General features: G+C 64.8%; 19 protein-coding genes, 1 other RNA gene and 1 pseudogene. 17 read left to right on the top strand and 4 right to left on the bottom strand.

Annotated features, from left to right (window positions below; genetic code table 11):
• Window positions 1–177: 177 nt before the first annotated feature.
• The 3 genes and pseudogenes from fumC to ssrA all read right to left on the bottom strand — a co-directional run bounded on the left by fumC (window position 178) and on the right by ssrA (window position 2,790).
• Window positions 178–1,597 (bottom strand): annotated as a pseudogene (gene fumC / locus ACVIHF_RS23870) (class II fumarate hydratase).
• Window positions 1,598–1,764: 167 nt separating this feature from the next.
• Window positions 1,765–2,286, bottom strand: coding sequence for an SspB family protein (locus ACVIHF_RS23865; RefSeq protein WP_057015035.1), 522 nt, complete (start codon window positions 2,284–2,286; stop codon window positions 1,765–1,767).
• 148 nt (window positions 2,287–2,434) lie between these two features.
• Window positions 2,435–2,790: a transfer-messenger RNA gene (ssrA, locus tag ACVIHF_RS23860) on the bottom strand.
• Window positions 2,791–2,879: 89 nt separating this feature from the next.
• On the opposite strand from ssrA, the gene ACVIHF_RS23855 reads away from it, so the two are divergent.
• The 12 genes from ACVIHF_RS23855 to ACVIHF_RS23800 all read left to right on the top strand — a co-directional run bounded on the left by ACVIHF_RS23855 (window position 2,880) and on the right by ACVIHF_RS23800 (window position 13,480).
• Window positions 2,880–3,491 (top strand): chromate transporter, encoded by a 612-nt coding sequence (locus ACVIHF_RS23855; protein ID WP_310880652.1) that lies wholly within the window; start codon window positions 2,880–2,882, stop codon window positions 3,489–3,491.
• Window positions 3,488–4,021 (top strand): chromate transporter, encoded by a 534-nt coding sequence (locus ACVIHF_RS23850; RefSeq protein WP_076824254.1) that lies wholly within the window; start codon window positions 3,488–3,490, stop codon window positions 4,019–4,021. Before ACVIHF_RS23855 ends, ACVIHF_RS23850 begins: the two co-directional genes overlap by 4 nt.
• A gap of 93 nt (window positions 4,022–4,114) precedes the next feature.
• The gene (locus ACVIHF_RS23845) at window positions 4,115–4,615 is read left to right on the top strand and encodes a tripartite tricarboxylate transporter TctB family protein (RefSeq protein ID WP_057015038.1); all 501 of its coding nucleotides are present in this window, start codon (window positions 4,115–4,117) and stop codon (window positions 4,613–4,615) included.
• Window positions 4,616–4,622: 7 nt separating this feature from the next.
• Entirely contained in the window at window positions 4,623–6,137 is a 1,515-nt protein-coding gene (locus ACVIHF_RS23840) for a tripartite tricarboxylate transporter permease (RefSeq protein ID WP_018272999.1), read from the top strand.
• Between the two features lie 133 nt (window positions 6,138–6,270).
• Window positions 6,271–7,251, top strand: a complete 981-nt coding sequence (locus ACVIHF_RS23835; RefSeq protein WP_092089948.1) for a tripartite tricarboxylate transporter substrate binding protein BugD — start codon at window positions 6,271–6,273, stop codon at window positions 7,249–7,251.
• Between the two features lie 175 nt (window positions 7,252–7,426).
• Window positions 7,427–8,221 (top strand): thymidylate synthase, encoded by a 795-nt coding sequence (locus ACVIHF_RS23830; protein WP_028332488.1) that lies wholly within the window; start codon window positions 7,427–7,429, stop codon window positions 8,219–8,221.
• A gap of 20 nt (window positions 8,222–8,241) precedes the next feature.
• Complete coding sequence (locus ACVIHF_RS23825) at window positions 8,242–8,727, top strand: N-acetyltransferase family protein (RefSeq protein ID WP_456792643.1); 486 nt, start codon at window positions 8,242–8,244, stop codon at window positions 8,725–8,727.
• The gene (locus tag ACVIHF_RS23820; protein WP_456792642.1) at window positions 8,727–9,239 is read left to right on the top strand and encodes a dihydrofolate reductase; all 513 of its coding nucleotides are present in this window, start codon (window positions 8,727–8,729) and stop codon (window positions 9,237–9,239) included. The genes ACVIHF_RS23825 and ACVIHF_RS23820 overlap by 1 nt, the downstream gene beginning before the upstream one ends.
• Window positions 9,240–9,383: 144 nt before the next feature.
• Window positions 9,384–10,523 carry an FtsH protease activity modulator HflK gene (hflK, locus tag ACVIHF_RS23815; protein ID WP_028342342.1) on the top strand — a complete coding sequence of 380 codons (1,140 nt, stop codon included), beginning with the start codon at window positions 9,384–9,386 and terminating at the stop codon, window positions 10,521–10,523.
• Window positions 10,520–11,419 (top strand): protease modulator HflC, encoded by a 900-nt coding sequence (hflC, locus tag ACVIHF_RS23810; protein WP_016841064.1) that lies wholly within the window; start codon window positions 10,520–10,522, stop codon window positions 11,417–11,419. The genes hflK and hflC overlap by 4 nt, the downstream gene beginning before the upstream one ends.
• A 94-nt stretch (window positions 11,420–11,513) precedes the next feature.
• Window positions 11,514–11,714, top strand: coding sequence for a DUF2065 domain-containing protein (locus tag ACVIHF_RS23805; protein WP_028332483.1), 201 nt, complete (start codon window positions 11,514–11,516; stop codon window positions 11,712–11,714).
• Window positions 11,715–11,983: 269 nt separating this feature from the next.
• Window positions 11,984–13,480 carry a Do family serine endopeptidase gene (locus ACVIHF_RS23800; protein WP_168857168.1) on the top strand — a complete coding sequence of 499 codons (1,497 nt, stop codon included), beginning with the start codon at window positions 11,984–11,986 and terminating at the stop codon, window positions 13,478–13,480.
• 109 nt (window positions 13,481–13,589) lie between these two features.
• Here ACVIHF_RS23800 and serB read toward each other — a convergent pair whose 3' ends face one another.
• Window positions 13,590–14,495 (bottom strand): phosphoserine phosphatase SerB, encoded by a 906-nt coding sequence (gene serB / locus ACVIHF_RS23795; protein WP_456792641.1) that lies wholly within the window; start codon window positions 14,493–14,495, stop codon window positions 13,590–13,592.
• Between serB and miaA the strand changes: the two genes are divergently transcribed.
• The 5 genes from miaA to ACVIHF_RS23770 all read left to right on the top strand — a co-directional run bounded on the left by miaA (window position 14,494) and on the right by ACVIHF_RS23770 (window position 20,098).
• Entirely contained in the window at window positions 14,494–15,423 is a 930-nt protein-coding gene (gene miaA / locus ACVIHF_RS23790) for a tRNA (adenosine(37)-N6)-dimethylallyltransferase MiaA (protein WP_253609927.1), read from the top strand. The genes serB and miaA overlap by 2 nt on opposite strands.
• 442 nt (window positions 15,424–15,865) lie before the next feature.
• Window positions 15,866–17,641: an acetolactate synthase 3 large subunit gene (locus ACVIHF_RS23785; RefSeq protein ID WP_168857166.1), complete on the top strand. Its 1,776-nt coding sequence runs from the start codon at window positions 15,866–15,868 to the stop codon at window positions 17,639–17,641.
• 207 nt (window positions 17,642–17,848) lie between these two features.
• Complete coding sequence (locus tag ACVIHF_RS23780; RefSeq protein WP_310880647.1) at window positions 17,849–18,835, top strand: threonine dehydratase; 987 nt, start codon at window positions 17,849–17,851, stop codon at window positions 18,833–18,835.
• Between the two features lie 21 nt (window positions 18,836–18,856).
• Window positions 18,857–19,399 (top strand): acetolactate synthase small subunit, encoded by a 543-nt coding sequence (ilvN, locus tag ACVIHF_RS23775; protein ID WP_016841057.1) that lies wholly within the window; start codon window positions 18,857–18,859, stop codon window positions 19,397–19,399.
• A 3-nt stretch (window positions 19,400–19,402) separates the two neighbouring features.
• Complete coding sequence (locus tag ACVIHF_RS23770; protein WP_028332477.1) at window positions 19,403–20,098, top strand: class I SAM-dependent methyltransferase; 696 nt, start codon at window positions 19,403–19,405, stop codon at window positions 20,096–20,098.
• The last annotated feature ends 20 nt before the right edge of the window (window positions 20,099–20,118 follow it).

Genomic DNA, 20,118 nt, shown 5'->3' with positions numbered 1-20,118 from the left:
ATCCCCGTTTGATGCTCTGATAGCATCAAAGAATCCGTTTCGCTCTGCGAAAACTAGACGTCTGTACCATGCGCCAGCGCAGAGCTCATAGGTAACGCGCCTTAGTCTTTAGGCGTTATGATCCATAATTATATCACGCGCGCTGACCGTAATTATCCGGACAATGCGCGCTTCGCTTTAGCCCGGGTGTGTCATTTTGTCCGGCTGCACGAGGCGATCAAATTCATCCGCGGAAACAAATCCGAGCCGCAAAGCCTCTTCCTTCAGCGTCGTTCCGCGCGCATGCGCCGACTTGGCGACCTTGGCTGCGTTGTCGTAACCGATCTTCGGTGCGAGTGCGGTGACCAGCATCAGCGAGCGCTGCATCAGTTCGTTGATGCGCTTTTCGTCGGCGCGTATTCCGACAACGCAATGCTCGGTAAATGAGCGGACAACGTCAGACAGCAACTGAATGGAATTTATCATACAGTATGCCAACACAGGCTTGTACACGTTCAACTCGAAATGGCCCTGGCTGCCGGCGACGGTGATCGTGGTCTGATTGCCGAACACCTGGCAGCAGACCATGGTCATGGCTTCGCACTGGGTCGGGTTGACCTTGCCCGGCATGATCGACGAGCCCGGCTCGTTCTCGGGCAGGATCAACTCGCCGAGGCCCGAGCGCGGGCCCGAGCCGAGCAAGCGGATATCGTTGGCGATCTTGAACAGGCCGGTCGCCACCGAGTTGATCGCGCCGTGCACCAGCACATAGGCGTCGTTGGAAGCCAGCGCCTCGAACTTGTTGGCCGCGCTGGTGAACGGCAGCTTGGTGATCTTGGCGACGTGGCGCGCGAAGGTTTTCGCAAATCGCGGCTTCGAGTTGAGGCCGGTGCCGACGGCGGTGCCGCCCTGCGCGAGCGGAAAACAGATCTTTCACCGCGACGCGCAGCCGCGCGATGCCGCTCTCGACCTGCGCGGCGTAGCCGGAGAATTCCTGGCCGAGCGTCAGCGGCGTCGCATCCTGGGTGTGGGTGCGCCCGATCTTGACGATCTTGGCAAACGCCTTCTCCTTGTTGCGCAACGCGCGATGCAGTTCGGTGAGTGCCGGAATCAGATCGGCGACGATGCGGCTCGCTGCGGCGATATGCATCGCGGTCGGAAACGAGTCGTTCGACGACTGACTCATGTTGACGTGATCGTTCGGATGAATCGGCTTCTTGGCGCCAAGCTCGCCGCCGAGCATCTGGTTGGCGCGGTTGGCGATCACCTCGTTCACGTTCATGTTGCTCTGCGTGCCCGAACCGGTCTGCCAGACCACCAGCGGGAAATTGTCGTCGAGCTTGCCTTCGATTACTTCCTTGGCTGCGCGGATGATGGCGCCGGCGCGGCGCGCATCGAGCTGGCCGAGCTCGCGATTGGTCTCCGCGGCCGCAAGCTTCACGATGCCGAGTGCATGGACGATCGCGATCGGCATGCGGTCGTGGCCGATCTTGAAATTCTGCCGCGAGCGTTCGGTCTGCGCGCCCCAATAGCGGTCGGCGGGAACGTCGATCGGACCGAAGCTGTCGGTCTCGCTGCGGGTCTTTGCCTTGGAGGGGATCGTCGATCGAGCCATCATGCTTTCCGTGGATGCTTGCCGTTGCGTCATCAAAACGTGGCCCGGCGCGGCAACGCGACAGCGTCCGCGTGAAGGGCACGTTCATGCAGAAGGTAGGCCGCGATGACGATTTGTCATCCCGATCCCGGCAAGCATCCTACAAGGTCGAGGCGTGATCTGCGCTTAGATTATTTCTTGCGGAAGCGGTCCAGCCGCACGACCTCGGCGCCTTCGCTGGGCTTCGCGGGCTCCTGCTCGGTCTCGGCGCTCTCGGTCTCGGCCGCTGCGTGGGCCGCAGGGGCGGGCAGGGGAGAGGCCGGTGCGGTGGCGGGAGGGGCTTCTTCGGACAATGCGTCCGAGACATCGAAGCGCAAATCGAACGGCGCGGACGGATCGAGGAAGCGCGTCACCGCGGCGAACGGCACGGTCAGCCGCTCGGGAATCCCGCCGAACGACAGGCCGACCTCGAAGCGATCCTCGGTCACCACCAGATCCCAGAACTGGTGCTGCAGGATGATGGTCATCTCCTCCGGATACTGCGCGAGCAGCCGGGGCGACAGCTTCACGCCGTCGCCGTGCGACAGGAAGGTGATGTAGAAATGATGCTCGCCCGGCAGGCCATGCTCGGCGGCGTCGGACAGCACCCGGCGCAGCACCCCGCGCAGCGCATCGCGCGCCAGCACGTCATATCGGATGTGATCGGTCGCCATGGTGATCCTGTCGCTTCGAAAATGCCCGCCGGGGCGGCGCCGGACCGTCCGACTCGCCCTTTTGCCATGCTACCCCGCCGGGAGCCGGAAATCAGCAGGGCTGGCCGCTGAAATGCGCGCGGACGCCCGATTGGGAAACAAGGGATAAAGTGGAGGCTTCTGTTGCCAGGTGCCTCCGAACCCCGCCTAGCGGAGCTTAACCCGCTAGGACTTTAAGATGGTCTTTCAAACTGCGTTACGCAGCCTGAGCAACCGGAGCAAAGTTGTCGTTGGCAACTATTGCATTGGCCCGATGTCGGCGGAACCATACCGAGAAAAAACACGCCCTTTACGCCCTCGTCGATCCTATTTCGCCCCCGCCGAAAGCCACCGCGACGGATGGGTTTTGGTGGAGGCGCCGGGTACCGCCCCCGGGTCCGAATGGTTTATTGCGACGGTCATTTATTTCCATAGCCGGCGAACCGGCACCCCCAATATAGCGGCAAAGTCTTAGAAAAACAGAGCCGATTCAGGTCCTTTCGGCTGTGAAAACCCGCCGATTTGGGGCTGGCCAAGGTCTTGGCGCTGTCCCGGCGCCGTTCTAGGTTTCGTCCATGCCCCCGGAATCTCCGCCGGTTGCCGCCCCGGCGCCGGATGCCCCCGTACCATCGCCGCCCCACCAGCCCGGCCTGCTCGAGCTGTTCCTGGCCTTTGCCAAGATGTCGCTGGCCGGCTTTGGCGGGGTTCTGGTCTGGGCCCGCCGCGCGATCGTCGAGCAGCACCGCTGGATGACCGCGGAGGAGTTCAACGAGACCTTCGCGCTGTGCCATTTCCTGCCAGGTCCGAACATCGTCAACCTGTCGGTCGTATTCGGCTCGCGCTTTCGCGGCATAGCCGGCGGGCTCGCGGCCTTCGCCGGGCTGGTCGGGCCGCCGATGGTGATCGCGACCATCCTTGCCGCGCTCTATGCCCGTTACGGCGACATCGACGTGCTGCGCCGGACGCTCGCCGGCGTCGCCTGCGCCGCGGTCGGGCTGCTGTTCGCCGTCGTCTTCAAGATGATGATGCCGCTCCTGAAGCGGCGCGATGTCACGGGCCTCGTCATTCTGGCTGCTGTTTTCGTCGCGATCGGACTGATCCGCTGGCCGCTCCAGATCGTGCTGCTGGTGGCGATCCCGCTCAGCATTGCGACGACGGTCCTGGCGCGCCGCATGGTGCGGGCATGAGCTCGGAGTCCAACCCGATCGCGGCGCTGGTCTGGACCTTCGGCCTGATGTCGCTGTTTGCGGTCGGCGGCGCCAATTCGGCGATTCCCGAAATGCACCGTGCCGCCGTCGACGTGCATCACTGGCTGACCGACAAGCAGTTCGCCGACGTATTCGCGATCTCGCAGCTCTCGCCGGGGCCGAACGTGCTGATCGTGACCTTGATAGGCTATTCTGTCGCAGGCGTCGCCGGGGCGTTGGCCGCGACGGTGGCGATGTGCGGACCGACCGCGCTGCTTGCCTATTATGTGAGCCGTTTCCTCGATCGCTCGCGCGAGGCGCGCTGGCCGGCGATGATCCAGGCGGCACTGGTTCCGCTGTCGATCGGTCTGATGGCGGCCTCCGGCCTGATCGTGGCGCAGACCTCAGACCAAAGTTGGATCGCGGTCCTGATCACCATTGTCGCGGCCGCGCTTGCTTTTGCGACGCGGATCAACCCTTTGTGGATGTTGCTGGCCGGAGGCCTTTTGGGTTTCGCTGGCGTTATCTGACGAAAATCGCTAGCAAGGCTTTCGGTCAACGCACCACAAACCAAGCCATTCAATCAAAACGGGCGGGACAGCCCTGACGGGGGAAGCGAAGTCATGAGCGATACGCCGAGCGAGGCGCCGGTCAAATCGATCTTGCCGAAATGGGTGCGCGGTCCGCAGGATTTTGTCGGCGGGCTCGCCATGATGGCGGTTGCGCTGTTTGCCTTGTGGGCCTCGAGCGATTTGCAGGGCATGCACGGATTTTCGTTCGGCGCCGGAACCGCGCCGCGCATGTTCGCCGTGCTGCTGCTGTTGCTCGGCGGTGGTGTCGCGCTGATGGGAGTTCTGCAGAATGGCCCGCATATCGCGGCCTATTCCTGGCGCGGCCCGTTGTTCGTATCCGCCGCAATCGTGTTCTTCGCATTGGCGATCCGGCCGCTCGGGCTTGTGGTCTCCGCCTTTGCCGCCTTCATGATCGCGGCGATGGGCTCGCAGGAGACGAAATTGGTCGAGGCCATCATTGTCGGCGCCTGTCTGACCCTCGGCTGCGCGCTGCTTTTCCCCTATGTGCTGGGACTTCCGATGCCGATGTTCCCGCGTTTCCTGATCCAGTGAGGGCGTGATGGAACTGTTTGCCAATCTCGCCCACGGTTTCGCGGTCGCATTCTCGCCGATCAACCTTCTGATGTGCCTGATCGGCGCACTGGTCGGCACGCTGGTCGGCGTGCTGCCGGGCATCGGCACCATCGCCACCGTCGCCATGCTGCTGCCGATCACCTTCGGCCTGCCGCCGGTCGGTGCGCTGATCATGCTCGCCGGCATCTATTACGGCGCGCAATATGGCGGCTCGACCACCTCGATCCTGGTCAATATTCCGGGCGAGGCGACCTCCGTCGTCACCGCGCTCGACGGCCACCAGATGGCCAAGCAGGGCCGCGCCGGTCCGGCTCTGGCGATCGCCGCGATCGGCTCGTTCTTCGCCGGCTGCGTCGCGACCGTGCTGATCGCCGTGCTCGGCGCGCCGCTGACCAAGCTCGCGCTGGCGTTCGGTCCGGCTGAATATTTCTCGCTGATGGTGCTCGGCCTGATCTTCGCGGTGGTGCTCGCCAAGGGCTCGGTGCTGAAGGCGATCGCGATGATCGTGTTCGGCCTGTTGCTGTCGATGGTCGGCTCTGACATCGAGACCGGCGCCTCGCGCATGGCCTTCAACATCCCCGAACTCGCCGACGGTCTCGGCTTTGCCACCGTGGCGATGGGTGTGTTCGGCTTCGCCGAGATCATCCGCAACCTCGACCACGGCGCCGAGATGAACCGCAACCTGGTGCAGCAGAAGATCACCGGTCTGATGCCGACCAGGAAGGACATCGCGGATTCCACGCCTGCGATCCTGCGCGGCACCGTGCTCGGCTCGATCCTCGGCATCCTGCCGGGCGGCGGCGCCGTGATCGCCTCGTTCGCGGCCTATACGCTGGAGAAGAAGCTGGCGAAGGATCCGAAGCGGTTCGGCCGCGGCGCGATCGAGGGCGTGGCGGCGCCGGAAAGCGCCAACAACGCCGCGGCGCAGACCTCGTTCATCCCGCTGCTCACGCTCGGCATCCCGCCGAACGCGGTGATGGCGCTGATGGTCGGCGCGATGACCATCCACGGCATCGTGCCGGGTCCGCAGGTGATGCAGAAGCAGCCCGATCTGGTCTGGGGCATGATCGCCTCGATGTGGATCGGCAATCTGATGCTGATCATCATCAACCTGCCGTTGGTGGGCATCTGGGTCCGTCTGCTGCGCGTGCCGTACCGGCTGATGTTCCCCTCGATCGTGGTGTTCTGCGCGATCGGCATCTACTCGGTGAACAACGCGCCGGTCGACGTCGTGCTCGCCGGCGTGTTCGGCCTGGTCGGCTATTGGCTGATCAAGCATGATTTCGAGCCGGCACCGCTGCTGCTCGGCATGGTGCTGGGCCCGCTGATGGAGGAGAACCTGCGTCGCGCGCTGTTGATCTCGCGCGGCGACTGGAGCGTGTTCGTCTCGCGGCCGCTGTCGGCGGTGCTGCTGGCGATCGCGGCCGGTCTCCTGGTGCTTGCCGTGCTGCCGACCTTGCGTGCCAAGCGCGACGAAGTGTTCGTGGAATCCGAGGGCTGAGCGAGCCGTCGGCCCTGCGTCGGCGCGCCGCAGGCGGAAGTCGAATCGACACTCGATGTCGTCCCGTGAAATGAAAATGCCGGCCGATTTGGCCGGCATTTTTATTGGTCAAACGTTCCCGGGAGGAATTGAGATGATGTCCATTCGCTCGCTTGCGGGCGCATGCCTTTCGGCATTTGTCGCGCTCGGCGCATTCGCCATGCCGGCGTCTGCGCAAAATTATCCGACCCGCACCATCACCATGATCGTGCCGTTCGCAGCCGGCGGCCCGACCGATGTCATCTCGCGCATCGTCACCGCGCACATGGCGCAGACGCTGGGACAGAGCATCGTGATCGAGAACGTGGTCGGCGCCGGCGGCACCACCGCGACGACGCGCGCCGCACGCGCCGCCAATGACGGCTATACGTTGATTACAGGGCATATGGGCACGCACGCCGCCTCGGTGCCGCTCTATCCGAAGCTTGCCTATCACCCGGAAAAGGATTTCGAGCCCGTCGCGCTGCTCGCCGGCACGCCGATCCTGATCCTTGCCCGCAAGGACTTCCCGCCGAAGGATCTCAAGGAATTCGTCGCCTACGTGAAGGCCAATGCCGAGAAGGTCAACGCCGCGCATGCCGGCATCGGCTCGGTCTCGCACGCCTCCTGCGAGCTCCTGAACTCGATCCTCGGCGTCAAACCGGTCGGCGTGCCCTTCAACGGCACCGGCCCGGCCATGAATGCGCTGGTCGCCGGCCAGGTCGATTACATGTGCGACCAGATCGTCAACGCGGTGCCGCAGATCAACGCCGGCACCATCAAGGCCTATGCGGTCGCCACCCCCGAGCGCAACCCGTCGCTGCCCAATGTGCCGACCACGACGGAAGCCGGCTTGCCGGCCTTCCAGGCCCAGGCCTGGAATGCGATTTTCGCGCCGAAGGGAACTTCGCCCGCCATCATCGCCACGTTGAATGCCGCGGCCATCAAGGCGCTCGACGATGAGAATGTCCGCAAGCGCCTGCTCGACCTCGGCAGCGTGATCCCGGCACCCGCCAACCGTACGCCGGAGGCTCTCGCGACCCTCGTCAAGAACGAGATCGCGAAGTGGACGCCGGTGCTCAAGCCGGCAACTTAATCCAGTACAATCAAGTGGATAGGATAGGGGGCGGGACGCGAGTTCCGCCCCTTGTCGTTTGGCGCGGAGTGCTCACTTTTCAGGGTATAATCGGTGTGTTCAGCCGAATCAGCGTGCCGACCGGCGGCCTTGGCCGCTACATTGGCCGTTCTCTCGAAAGCCCGAAACAGACGCCATGAACCAGTATCACGACCTGCTCGAACGCATCCTCGCCGACGGTGCCGAGAAGCACGACCGCACCGGCACCGGGACGCTGTCGATCTTCGGTCATCAGATGCGCTTCAACCTCGCGGCCGGCTTCCCGATGCTGACCACCAAGCGGCTGCCGCTGAAGGCGATCGTGCACGAGCTGCTCTGGTTCCTCGCCGGCGACACCAACATCAAATATCTCAACGACAACGGCGTCACGATCTGGGACGAATGGGCCGACGCCAACGGCGACCTCGGTCCGGTGTACGGCTCGCAATGGCGGTCGTGGCCCGCGCCGGATGGCCGTAGCATCGACCAGATCGCTGGCGTGGTCGAGATGATCAAGCGCAATCCGGATTCGCGGCGGCTGATCGTCAGCGCCTGGAATCCGGCCGAGGTCGACAAGATGGCGCTGCCGCCGTGCCATTGCCTGTTCCAGTTCTATGTCGCGAACGGCAAATTGTCCTGTCAGCTCTATCAGCGCTCGGGCGACGTCTTCCTCGGCGTACCCTTCAATATCGCCTCCTATGCGCTGCTCACCATGATGGTCGCGCAGGTGACCGGGCTGAAGCCCGGCGATTTCGTGCACTCGCTCGGCGACGCGCACCTCTACTCCAACCATCTCGAGCAGGCGCGCCTGCAGTTGACGCGGCCGACGCGGCCGTTGCCGACGATGGCGATCAATCCGGACGTGAAGGATATCTTCGCGTTCCGCTACGAAGACTTCAAACTCGAAGGTTACGACCCGCATCCGCACATCAAGGCCGAGGTCGCGGTATGAGTTGCGGTCCGAGGGATTGAATGTCGCTGACGATCCGCCGCGCGCGGCCCGATGAGGCCGGACTGGTGTTCTCGCTGGTCCGCGAACTCGCCGAATACGAAAAGCTTCTGCACGAGGTTCACGCCAGCGAGGCCGATATCGCCGAGGCGCTGTTCGGCGCCAACCCACAGCTCTATTGCGACATCGCGGAATGGAACGGCGAACCTGTCGGCTTCGCGGTCTGGTTCGTCAATTTCTCGACCTTCGCCGGCCGCCACGGCATCTATCTCGAAGACCTCTTCGTGCGTCCGGCGCTGCGCGGCAAGGGCATCGGCAAGGCGCTCTTGGTGCATCTGGCGAAGCAATGCCTCGCCAATGGCTGGTCGCGCCTGCAATGGGCGGTGCTCGACTGGAACGCGCCGTCGATTGCATTCTACAAGTCGCTCGGCGCCGAGATGATGGACGAATGGACGATTTGCCGCGTCTCCGGCGAGGCGCTGTCGGCTCTCGCGGAAGGGGCGCGCTGATGGAGATCGTGCTCGTCGTAGCGGTCGCCGAGAACGGCGTGATCGGGAGCGACAACGCCATTCCGTGGCGGCTGAAATCCGACCAGCAGCGTTTCAAGGCGATCACGCTGAACAAGCCCGTCGTGATGGGGCGCAAGACCTTTGAGTCCCTGCACAGGCCGCTGCCGGGCCGCACCAACATCGTGGTAACGCGCGATCCCAACTACCGCGCGCGCGGCGCCATCGTCACGACGTCGTTTGACAACGCCCGCGCCATTGCGCTTGGTGACGCGCTGCGGCGTTTCGCCACTGAGATTGCAATCATCGGTGGCGCGGAAATCTACGCGCAATGGATGGGCACCGCCGATCGCCTTGAGATCACCGAGGTCCATGCCCGGCCGGACGGCGACACGCGGTTCGACAAAATCGATGCGCAGCTATGGGACGAGGTGGCGCGCGTGCGAAATCCGGCAGGCCCGGACGACAGTGCCGACTTCTCCTATGTGACATATCGTCGGCGCGGCCGGGGTTAACCAATGTTTGCATTGACAATTATGCCCCGGCGCATAGCTCGTCCGGCCAGGAAGCTTGCGTTGTAAGGGCCCTAGGGGTCCCCTATAACCGGGCCGGACATTCGAGGCCGGGCGTCCCGTCCGGACTTGCCGAGGAGATGTTTGATGCCGTGGAAAAATCAAGGCGGGGGGCCCTGGGGCTCGGGTCCGAAAGGGCCATGGGGCACCGGTCCGCAGTCAGCCGGGCCAAGGCCGCCGGATCTTGAGGATCTGCTGCGGCGCGGCCAGGATCGCCTGCAGCAGTGGCTGCCCGGCGGGCATTTCAGCGGCATGGGCGTCGCGCTGGTGCTGGTCGCCGCGCTGGCGATCTGGTTCGCGACCGGCATCTTCCGCGTGCAGTCTGAAGAGCTCGGCGTCGTGCTGCGCTTCGGCAAGTACGTCCGGGATGCGCAGCCGGGCCTGCGCTATCACCTGCCATATCCGATTGAGACAGTGCTGCTGCCGAAAGCGCTGCGCGTCAACACGATCTCGATCGGCATGACGCTGATCGACGATCCCGCTCGCCGCGGCCGCACCATGCGCGACGTGCCGGAAGAGAGCCTGATGCTGACCGGCGACGAGAACATCGTCGACGTCGACTTCACGGTGTTGTGGCGCATCAAGCCGGGTGGGGCCGGCGCCTATCTGTTCAATATCCAGAATCCCGAAGGCACCGTGAAGGCGGTTGCCGAAAGCGCGATGCGTGAGGTGATCGGCCGCTCGCAGATCCAGCCGATCCTGACCGGGGCGCGCAACGTCACCGAGCAGAGCGTCCAGGAGCTGATGCAGAGGACGCTCGATACCTACAACGCGGGCATCCAGATCACGCAGGTGCAGATGCAGAAGGTCGATCCGCCGGCGCAGGTGATCGACGCATTCCGCGACGTGCAGGCGGCGCGCGCCGACCTCGAGCGCAAGCAGAACGAGGCACAGACCTACGCCAACCGGATTGTGCCGGAAGCGCGCGGTCGTTCCGCGCAGATCCTGCAGGCCGCCGAAGGCTACAAGGAACAGGCGGTCGCCGACGCCAAGGGCCAGAGCGCACGCTTCCTGAAAGTCTATGAAGAGTACAAGAAGGCACCCGACGTGACGCGCGAGCGCATCTATCTGGAGACCATGGAAAAAGTGCTCGGCGGCTCCGAGAAGCTGGTTTACGACGGCGGCCCGGGCCAGAACATCGTGCCCTACCTTCCGCTCGGCGAACTGACGCCGCGGCGTCCGGCGGCACCGGCCACGACCGGCCAGCAGCAGGGAGCCACCCGATGAGGTCTCCCGTCACCGGCATTGTGTCCCTGATCATCCTCTTCATTGTGCTCGCCGTCGGCTACAGCTCGGTGTTCACCGTGCAGCAGACCGAGCAGACCATCGTCTTGCGGTTCGGCGAGCCGGTCGACATCGTCACCGAGCCCGGTCTGCACTTCAAGGCGCCGTGGAATTCGGTGATCAACGTCGACAAGCGCATCCTCGATCTGGAAAACCCGTCGCAGGAGGTGATCGCCTCCGACCAGAAGCGGCTCGTGGTCGACGCCTTCGCGCGCTATCGCATCAAGAATGCGTTGCGCTACTACACCAGCGTCGGCTCGATCCAGGCCGCCAATCTGCAGCTGACCACGCTGCTGAACGCGGCGCTGCGCCGCGTGCTCGGCGAGGTCAACTTCATCACCGTGGTGCGTGACGATCGCGAGAAGCTGATGCAGCGGATTCGCGAGCAGCTCGACAGGGAAGCGGACGGCTACGGCATCGAGGTCGTCGACGTCCGCATCCGCCGTGCCGACCTGCCGGAGCAGAACAGCCAGGCCGTCTACAACCGGATGAAGACCGAACGTGAGCGCGAGGCGGCCGAGTTCCGTGCCCAGGGCGACCAGAAGGCGCAGGAAATCCGCTCGAAGGCCGACCGCGAAGCGACCGTGATCGTCGCCGAGGCGAACTCGGCCGCGGACCAGACCCGCGGTGCCGGCGACGCCGAGCGCAACCGCCTGTTCGCCGAAGCCTATGGCAAGGACAAGGACTTCTTCGCGTTCTATCGCTCGATGACGGCCTATGAGAACGGCCTGCGTTCCAGCGACACGCGTTTCCTGTTGCGGCCGGACTCGGAATTCTTCAGATACTTCGGCGGTGCAAGCGGCAAGTTGCCTGAGGCGGCCGCCGCGCCGAAACAGTAACGTCACGACTTGAACATCAGGACTTGGCGGCGATGCGGATGACGCTTCGCCGCCGACCAAAAACAACAAGCATCGAGCGGGAGGCTGCCATCCGATGAAGTCCATAGCGTTCGGCGACTTCCTCATCGGGTTGGGAATCCTGTTCGTGCTCGAAGGCATTCTGTTCGCGGCAAGCCCCGCCTGGATGCGCCGGGCGATGAAGAGCGCGCTGGCGACACCCGACAACATCCTGCGCATCGTCGGTATCGGCTCGGCGGTCGCCGGGCTCGTCCTGATCTGGGTGGTGCGAAGATAGTCGCCGCTCCGGAGCATGCGAAGCATGACCGCCAATGCGCGATTGCGCATCGGGGAACCTCGAGATTCCCCAAGGTGCGCAATTGCGTCCCCGGGGTTCAGCCTTGTCGGGCTGCCCCGGAATGACAAGCAAGACTGAACATAATCGTGAGCCTCTCGCAGCCGGTTTTTCGCCGAAATGTCCGGCTGAGATGCTTGCGCCGTATGCCCGTTCGGGCGCACTCTGTAACTAGCGCATTTGAACCCGTTTGCCTCTGGAGAAACTCCTACATGACCGCTGCCAGACCAGCCCTGAGCCGCCGCTTCCGCATGATGGGAGCCGCGATCTCGATCGGTGCTGCGAGCATGCTGAGCTCCGTGCCGGCGTTCGCACGCGGTCCTGAAGGCATCGCCGACATCGCCGAGAAGGTGATCGACGCCGTCGTCAACATCTCGACGTCGCAGACCGTCGAGGCCAAGGACCGGACGATGCCGCAGCTGCCGCCGGGTTCGCCGTTCGAGGAATTCTTCGACGACTTCTTCAAGAACCGCCGCGGGCCGCCTGGCAAGGGCGGCGACAAGAGCGGTGAGTTCCAGCCGCGCAAGACCAACTCGCTCGGCTCGGGCTTCATCGTCGACACCGCGGGCATCGTCGTCACCAACAACCACGTCATCGCCGACGCCGACGAGATCAACGTCATCCTCAACGACGGCACCAAGATCAAGGCCGAGCTGGTCGGCGTCGACAAGAAGACCGACCTCGCGGTCCTGAAATTCAAGCCGCCGAAGCCGCTCACCGCGGTCAAGTTCGGCGACAGCGACAAGATCCGGCTCGGCGACTGGGTGGTCGCGATCGGCAACCCGTTCAGCCTCGGCGGCACGGTGACCGCGGGCATCGTCTCGGCCAAGAACCGCGACATCAGCCAGGGCCCGTATGACAGCTACATCCAGACCGACGCCGCCATCAACCGCGGCAATTCCGGCGGTCCGCTGTTCAACCTCGATGGTGAGGTGATCGGCGTCAACACGCTGATCATCTCGCCGACCGGCGGTTCGATCGGCCTCGGCTTCGCGGTGCCGTCGAAGACCGTGGCCGGCGTCGTCGACCAGTTGCAGAAATTCGGCGAGCTGCGCCGCGGCTGGCTCGGCGTGCGCATCCAGCAGGTCACCGACGAGATCGCCGACAGCCTCAACATCAAGCCGGCGCGCGGCGCGCTGGTTGCCGGCGTCGACGACAAGGGGCCGGCCAAGCCGGCGGGCATCGAACCCGGCGACGTCGTCGTCAAGTTCGACGGCAAGGACGTCAAGGACCCGAAGGATCTGTCGCGCATCGTTGCCGACACGGCGGTCGGCAAGGAAGTCGACGTCGTCGTCATCCGCAAGGGCAATGAGGAGACCCGCAAGGTCACGCTCGGCCGGCTCGAGGACAACGAGAAGGTTCAGCAGGTCAACGCCAAGTCGAAGGACGACACCGCCGAGAAACCGGTGACCCAGAAGGCGCTCGGTCTCGACCTCGCGGCGCTGAGCAAGGACCTGCGCACCAAGTACAAGATCAAGGACAGCGTGAAGGGCGTCGTCGTCACCGGCGTCGACGGCAATTCCGATGCCGCCGAGAAGCGGCTGTCGGCGGGCGATGTCATCGTCGAGGTGGCGCAGGAGGCGGTGTCGAGCGCCGCCGACATCAAGAAGCGCGTCGATCAACTCAAGAAGGACGGCAAGAAGTCGGTGCTGCTGCTGGTCTCGAACGGCGACGGCGAACTGCGCTTCGTCGCGCTCGGCGTGCAGTAGCCCCGATGGTCATTGCCGGGCTTGACCCGGCAATCCATCACCTAACAAAGTTCTTGCGAAGAAGATGGATGCCCGGGTCAAGCCCGGGCATGACGACTTTCGCGAACGGCTACCCCGCCACGAACTCATCCCGCCGGTAGCCCTGCGCGTACAGCAGCGCGGTGAGATCGCCGTGGTCGATCCGGACCGCGGCCGCGGCCGCGACCGCCGGCTTGGCGTGATAGGCTACGCCGAGGCCCGCAGCCTGGATCATGCCGAGATCGTTGGCGCCGTCGCCCACCACAAGGGTGTCGATCTCGTCGAGATCGAAGGACTTGGTGAGCTCGATCAAGGTGGCGAGCTTGGTGGCGCGGCCGAGGATCGGCTCGACCACCTCACCGGTCAGCTTGCCGTCCACGACCTGCAACTGGTTGGCGCGGTTTTCCTGAAAGCCGACCTTCGCCGCGACCACCTTGGTGAACAAGGTGAAGCCGCCCGAGATCAGGCAGGTATAGGCGCCGTGCGCGCGCATGGTCATGACCAGTTCGCGGCCGCCCGGCGTCAGCGTGATGCGCTTGTCGAGCACCTCGTCGACCACGCTGACCGGCAGTCCCTTGAGCAGCGCCACCCGCTCGCGCAGCGCGGACTCGAACTCGATCTCGCCGCGCATCGCACGCTCGGTGATCGCAGCGACATGGGCCTTGAGCCCGGCGAAGTCGGCGAGCTCGTCGATGCACTCCTGGCCGATCATGGTGGAATCCATGTCGGCCAGAAAAAGCTTCTTGCGCCGGGCGATCCGAGGCTGCACGACGATGTCGATCGGCAGGTCGCCGCGGGCCTGGCGAACGCGTTCCTCGATCGCCTTGATACCGTCCCTGCTGCTGTCCTCGCTCTCGAACGGAATGTCGGCGGCGACTTCGTTGAACAGCCACTGCGCCGGGCCGGGTGAGGGCAGCAGGGCCCGCGCACCGTCGACGATGGTGGAGTCGAGCGCGGGGCTTGCAGGATTGCAGATCAGCGTGGCAACGAGGGACATGCAGGCGCATTCGGGATTGTTGAACAAGGCAGTGCTTATCGCAGGGCCGACCGCCAGCGGCAAGTCGGCGCTGGCGCTCGAACTCGCGCAGCGGACCGGCGGGGTCGTGATCAACACCGACTCCATGCAGGTCTATCGTGACCTCCGGATCATCACCGCGCGGCCGACCGCAGGCGAAGAGGCGCTGGTTCCGCACCGGCTCTATGGCCATGTCGACGCCGGCGTGAATTTCTCGGCGGGCGCCTGGGTGGCCGATGCGGCGAAGGTGCTCGGCGAGGCGCGTGCGCAGGGACGGCTGCCGATCTTCATCGGCGGCTCGGGCCTCTATTTCAAGGCGCTGACGCGCGGCTTGTCGGCGGTACCGCCGATCCCGGCCGATGTGCGCGACGGCGTGCGCGCACGGCTCGAGCAGCACGGCGTCGAGGCGCTGCATGCCGAGCTTGCAGCGCGCGATCCGGTGTCGGCCGAGCGGCTGAAGCCGCGCGACCGCACCCGCATCGCACGCGCGCTCGAGGTCGTCGAGGCCACCGGCCGCCCGCTGCCGGACTGGCATCGCGAGGGCCTGCCGCCACTGCTGCCGCCGGGCGATTTTCATGCGCTGTTTCTCGCGCCGGAGCGCGAGAGGCTCTATGCACGGATCGACGCCCGGTTCGGTGTCATGCTCGATGCCGGCGCGCTCGACGAGGTCGCGGCGCTGGCGGCGCGTGGGCTCGATCCGTTGCTGCCGGCGATGAAGGCCCATGGGGTGCCGGCGCTGATCCGGCACCTGAGGGGAGAGATCAGCCGCGAGGAGGCCGCCGAGATCGGCCGGGCCGATACCCGCCATTATGCGAAGCGCCAGTTCACCTGGTTCCGCCATCAGCTCCCGGAATTCGAATGGGTCGAGCCGGATACGGCGGGCAAATGGCTGCGAGGGCAAGTCCCGTAGCCCGGATGGGAGCGCAGCGCAATCCGGGGACCGGCCCTCCGCGCGGAGGCTATCCCGGATTGCGCTGCGCTCCCATCCGGGCTACCGGGCCGGCGGTCCCGCACGCCCGTCAGCCATGCGCGTTCGCCCGCGCAAAAACACTCGCCGAACGAGCGGAACCCCGGTAGAGTACGGAAATCGCGAAAGTGCTTGCCTCGCCTTGACATTCAGGCTTTGGCCGCTATGTTCGCGCAACCTTTGGGAAGACTGGGTCGTATCGTGCGCAACATTATTACCAAACTGCTTATCGCCGTCGTACCCAGGCACACCGCCGGGGATGGCTAGCGGCCATCCAAATTCGGGCGGTGTGCATGGGGCCTCTAGGGCCCCTTTTTATTGCCCGAAGCCGAACTGACGAGAACTGACAAAAGCCGCGCAAAAACAAGCGCATCCGGAGCGAACCATGACCGACAAGAGCCACGATCCCAATCAGATGACCGGCGCCGCGATGATCGTGCGCGCGCTCATCGATCACGGCGTGCAGCATGTCTTCGGCTATCCCGGCGGTGCGGTGCTTCCGATCTACGACGAGATCTTCCAGCAGAGCGAGGTCGAGCACATCCTGGTCCGTCACGAGCAGGGCGCCGGCCATGCCGCCGAAGGCTATGCCCGCTCGACCGGCAAGCCCGGCGTGGTGCTGGTGACGTCGGGCCCCGGCGCCACCAACATGGTGACGCCGCTGACCGACGCGCTGATGGATTCGATCCCGCTGGTCTGCATCACCGGCCAGGTGCCGACCCATCTGATCGGCAACGACGCCTTCCAGGAGTGCGATACGGTCGGCATCACGCGGCCCGCCACCAAGCACAATTGGCTGGTCCGCGACGTCAACGACCTCGCCAGGGTGCTGCACGAGGCCTTCTATGTCGCCACCACCGGCCGGCCCGGCCCGGTCGTGGTCGACGTGCCGAAGGACGTGCAGTTCGCGACCGGCACCTATCATCCGCCGCGCAAGTCGGACGTGCACATCTCCTACACGCCGCGCGTCAAGGGCGACGCGACCCAGATCCGCAAGGCGGTGGCGATGCTCGCCAATGCCAAACGTCCCGTGATCTATTCCGGCGGCGGCGTGATCAATTCGGGTCCTGAGGCCTCGAAACTGCTGCGCCAGTTGGTGGAGGCGACCGGCTTCCCAATCACCTCGACCCTGATGGGGCTGGGCGCCTATCCCGCTTCGGGCCCGAACTGGCTCGGCATGCTGGGCATGCACGGCACCTACGAAGCCAACATGACGATGCATGATTGCGACGTCATGCTGTGCGTCGGCGCGCGCTTCGACGACCGCATCACCGGCCGTACCGACGCCTTCTCGCCGGGCTCGAAGAAGATCCACATCGACATCGATCCGTCCTCGATCAACAAGAACATCCGCGTCGACGTGCCGATCATCGGCGACGCCGGCAACGTGCTCGGCGATTTGCTGCAGGTGTTCAAGGCGGAAGCCAAGAAGCCGGACATCAAGTCGTGGTGGCAGCAGATCGCGCAATGGCGCGCGCGGAACTCGCTGTCCTACCGCAAGAACAACGATATCATCCTGCCGCAATACGCGATCCAGCGCCTGTTCGAGCTGACCCGCGGCAAGGACACCTACATCACGACCGAGGTCGGTCAGCACCAGATGTGGGCCGCGCAGTTCTTCGGCTTCGAGGAGCCGCACCGCTGGATGACCTCGGGCGGTCTCGGCACCATGGGCTACGGCCTGCCGGCCGCGGTCGGCGTGCAGGTGGCGCATCCGGACAGCCTGGTGATCGACATCGCCGGCGACGCCTCGGTGCAGATGACGATCCAGGAGATGTCGACGGCGGTCCAGTTCGAGCTGCCGATCAAGATCTTCATTCTGAACAACCAGTACATGGGCATGGTGCGGCAATGGCAGCAGCTGCTGCACGGCAACCGCCTGTCGCATTCGTACTCCGAGGCGCTGCCGGACTTCGTCAAGCTCGCCGACGCCTATGGCTGCGTCGGCCTGCAGGCGACCAAGCCGTCCGATCTCGACGGCGCGATCAAGGAGATGATCTCGATCAAGCGCCCGGTGCTGTTCGATTGCCGCGTCGCCGCGCTGGAGAATTGCTTCCCGATGATCCCGTCGGGCAAGGCGCATAACGAGATGCTGCTGCCGGAAGAGGCGACCGATGAGGCCACCGCGAAGGCCTTCTCCGGTGGCAAGGCGCTGGTGTGATGATGGATCGGCGTGGAGCACTCTCTTTTCACCTCGCCCCGCTTGCGGGGAGAGGTCGGATTGCGCGCAAGCGCAATCCGGGTGAGGGGGAGTCTCCGCGAGTCCGTCTCTCACCATTGCTCTGGAAGCAGCCCCTCACCCCAACCCTCTCCCCGCAAAGAGCGGGGAGAGGGAACTTATCGCGCGCTCGAATGGAGGGCGGCTCCCATGTTTGACCTCAACGAGCTCGAGCGTGCACACCGGATCGTCGGCACCGCAGTGCCAGCGACGCCGGCACACGCCTGGCCGCTGCTGGCCGAGCGGCTCGGTACCGAGGTCGTGGTCAAGCATGAGAACCACACGCCGACCGGCGCCTTCAAGGTGCGCGGCGGCCTGGTCTACCTCGAACGGCTGAAGCGCGAGCGGCCCGACGTTCCCGGCATCATCTCGGCGACGCGCGGCAATCATGGCCAGAGTCTGGCGTTCGCGGCAGGACGTCAGGGCGTGTCGGCGACAATTTACGTGCCGCGCGGCAACTCGGTCGAGAAGAACCGCGCCATGCACGCGTTCGGGGCCGAGCTCGTCGAGCACGGCGACGACTTCCAGGCCGCGCGCGAAGAGGCCGAGCGCCGCGCCCAATTCGCCGGCCTGCACATGGTGCCGTCGTTCCACCCGGACCTCGTGCTGGGTGTCGCGACCTACGCGCTCGAACTGTTCCGTACCGCGCCCGATCTCGACATTCTCTATGTGCCGATCGGGCAGGGCTCCGGCATCTGCGGCTGCATCATGGCGCGCGACCTGCTCGGGCTGAAGACCGAGATCATCGGCGTGCAGTCGACCGAGGCGCCGTCCTACGCGCTGTCGTTTGCGGCCGGAAAGATCGTCACCACCGAGTCGAGCAACACCCTTGCCGACGGCATGGCGACGCGGATTCCGGACGCGGATGCGTTCGCGCTGATCCGCAAGGGTGCCTCCCGCATCGTGCAGGTCAGCGACGACGAGGTCGGGCAGGCGATCCGCGCCTACTGGACCGACACCCATAATCTCGCCGAGGGCGCGGGCGCTGCGGCGCTTGCGGCCGCGCTGCAGGAAAAGAGCAGGCTCGCCGGCAAGCGGGTCGGCCTGATCCTGAGCGGCGGCAATATCGATTTCGATCTGTTCCGGACCTGGATCGGAACGGATGCTGCGCCGGCCGCCGAGCGGGCGGTGGCGTGAACAGAATGTAAGGGGACGACCATGAACCAGCCCGCATCCGCCTACTTCCTCGAAGAGCGTCACGATCCCAACGAGACGCACACTTTGTCCGTGCTCGTGCAGAACGAGCCCGGCGTGCTCGCGCGCGTGATCGGCCTGTTCTCCGGCCGCGGCTACAACATCGAGAGTCTCACCGTCTCGGAGACCGAGAGCCAGAAACATCTCTCGCGGATCACGATCGTCACCACCGGCACGCCGATGGTGATCCAGCAGATCAAGCATCAGCTCGACCGCATGATCCCGGTCTACCGCGTCGTCGACATGACGCTGACCGGCAGCTCGATCGAGCGCGAGCTTGCGATGGTCAAGGTGCGGGGCGGTGGCGATCACCGCGTCGAGGCGCTGCGGCTGGCGGACGCGTTCCGCGCCCGGGTGATCGACGCCACGACCGAGAGCTTCGTGTTCGAGATCACGGGCAATTCGTCCAAGATCAGTCAGTTCATCGACCTGATGCGTCCGCTGGGCCTGGTCGAAGTGTCACGAACCGGGGTGGCCGCGATCACGCGCGGGCCGGAAGGGATGTGAGGCATGTTGGCGCGCGACTGGTACTACACGCAACGGCGGCAGGTCGGTCTCGATACCGCGGTGGCCTCGATCTATGACGTCAGCGAGGACAGCGATGTCCGTGCCCGCCAGGCGCTGACCATGCTCGGCGTCAAGCCGGGCTGGCGGATCGCCGATATCGGCTGTGGCAACGGCGTGCTGGCCACCGAGGCGGCATTGATGGGCGCCGAGGTCGACGCCATCGACATCTCGCCGGCGATGATCGGGCTTGCCGAAATCTATGCGCGCGACCGCAAGGCGAAGATCCGGACCCAGCCGGCCGGCCTGCTGTCGTTCGCCTACCAACCGAATTCCTACGACCTCATCGTCAGCGAGTTCACGTTGCACCATCTGCCGGACTTCTGGAAGGCGGTGGCGCTGTCGCGAATCTTCAACGCGTTGAAGCCCGGCGCGAACTTCTACCTGCGCGACATGGTGTTCGTCGGCATGCCCGACGGTGTCGATCGCGATGTCGAAGGATGGGCCGACTTCTCGATCAAGAATCACGGCTTCGAGCGCGAAAGCGTGATCACCCATATGCGCGACGAATACTCGACCTTCGGCTGGGTGATGGAGCGCATGCTGACCGAGACCGGTTTCACGCTGGTCTCCGTCGACTACCACGCGCCCCTGCACGGCACCTATCTGCTGCGCAAACCGAAGCCCGACGAACAGATCTAGATCCCGACCGAAACGGAAGC

The organism is Bradyrhizobium sp. USDA 4506, assembly GCF_054058795.1.
The sequence above is the reverse complement of the archived record's forward strand: the minus strand, read 5'-3'. Positions and strand labels throughout refer to the sequence as shown.

Excerpts from the sequence above, each read along its gene's own strand:
- ACVIHF_RS23835 (WP_092089948.1), top strand. The coding sequence starts at position 6,271 with ATGATGTCCATTCGCTCGCTTGCGGGCGCATGCCTTTCGGCATTTGTC.
- ACVIHF_RS23845 (WP_057015038.1), top strand. The coding sequence starts at position 4,115 with ATGAGCGATACGCCGAGCGAGGCGCCGGTCAAATCGATCTTGCCGAAA.
- ACVIHF_RS23830 (WP_028332488.1), top strand. The coding sequence starts at position 7,427 with ATGAACCAGTATCACGACCTGCTCGAACGCATCCTCGCCGACGGTGCC.
- ACVIHF_RS23785 (WP_168857166.1), top strand. The coding sequence starts at position 15,866 with ATGACCGACAAGAGCCACGATCCCAATCAGATGACCGGCGCCGCGATG.
- ACVIHF_RS23865 (WP_057015035.1), bottom strand. The coding sequence starts at position 2,286 with ATGGCGACCGATCACATCCGATATGACGTGCTGGCGCGCGATGCGCTG.
- ACVIHF_RS23850 (WP_076824254.1), top strand. The coding sequence starts at position 3,488 with ATGAGCTCGGAGTCCAACCCGATCGCGGCGCTGGTCTGGACCTTCGGC.
- hflK (WP_028342342.1), top strand. The coding sequence starts at position 9,384 with ATGCCGTGGAAAAATCAAGGCGGGGGGCCCTGGGGCTCGGGTCCGAAA.
- miaA (WP_253609927.1), top strand. The coding sequence starts at position 14,494 with ATGCAGGCGCATTCGGGATTGTTGAACAAGGCAGTGCTTATCGCAGGG.
- ACVIHF_RS23820 (WP_456792642.1), top strand. The coding sequence starts at position 8,727 with ATGGAGATCGTGCTCGTCGTAGCGGTCGCCGAGAACGGCGTGATCGGG.
- hflC (WP_016841064.1), top strand. The coding sequence starts at position 10,520 with ATGAGGTCTCCCGTCACCGGCATTGTGTCCCTGATCATCCTCTTCATT.
- ilvN (WP_016841057.1), top strand. The coding sequence starts at position 18,857 with ATGAACCAGCCCGCATCCGCCTACTTCCTCGAAGAGCGTCACGATCCC.
- ACVIHF_RS23780 (WP_310880647.1), top strand. The coding sequence starts at position 17,849 with ATGTTTGACCTCAACGAGCTCGAGCGTGCACACCGGATCGTCGGCACC.
- serB (WP_456792641.1), bottom strand. The coding sequence starts at position 14,495 with ATGTCCCTCGTTGCCACGCTGATCTGCAATCCTGCAAGCCCCGCGCTC.
- ACVIHF_RS23825 (WP_456792643.1), top strand. The coding sequence starts at position 8,242 with ATGTCGCTGACGATCCGCCGCGCGCGGCCCGATGAGGCCGGACTGGTG.
- ACVIHF_RS23805 (WP_028332483.1), top strand. The coding sequence starts at position 11,514 with ATGAAGTCCATAGCGTTCGGCGACTTCCTCATCGGGTTGGGAATCCTG.
- ACVIHF_RS23770 (WP_028332477.1), top strand. The coding sequence starts at position 19,403 with ATGTTGGCGCGCGACTGGTACTACACGCAACGGCGGCAGGTCGGTCTC.
- ACVIHF_RS23855 (WP_310880652.1), top strand. The coding sequence starts at position 2,880 with ATGCCCCCGGAATCTCCGCCGGTTGCCGCCCCGGCGCCGGATGCCCCC.
- ACVIHF_RS23800 (WP_168857168.1), top strand. The coding sequence starts at position 11,984 with ATGACCGCTGCCAGACCAGCCCTGAGCCGCCGCTTCCGCATGATGGGA.
- ACVIHF_RS23840 (WP_018272999.1), top strand. The coding sequence starts at position 4,623 with ATGGAACTGTTTGCCAATCTCGCCCACGGTTTCGCGGTCGCATTCTCG.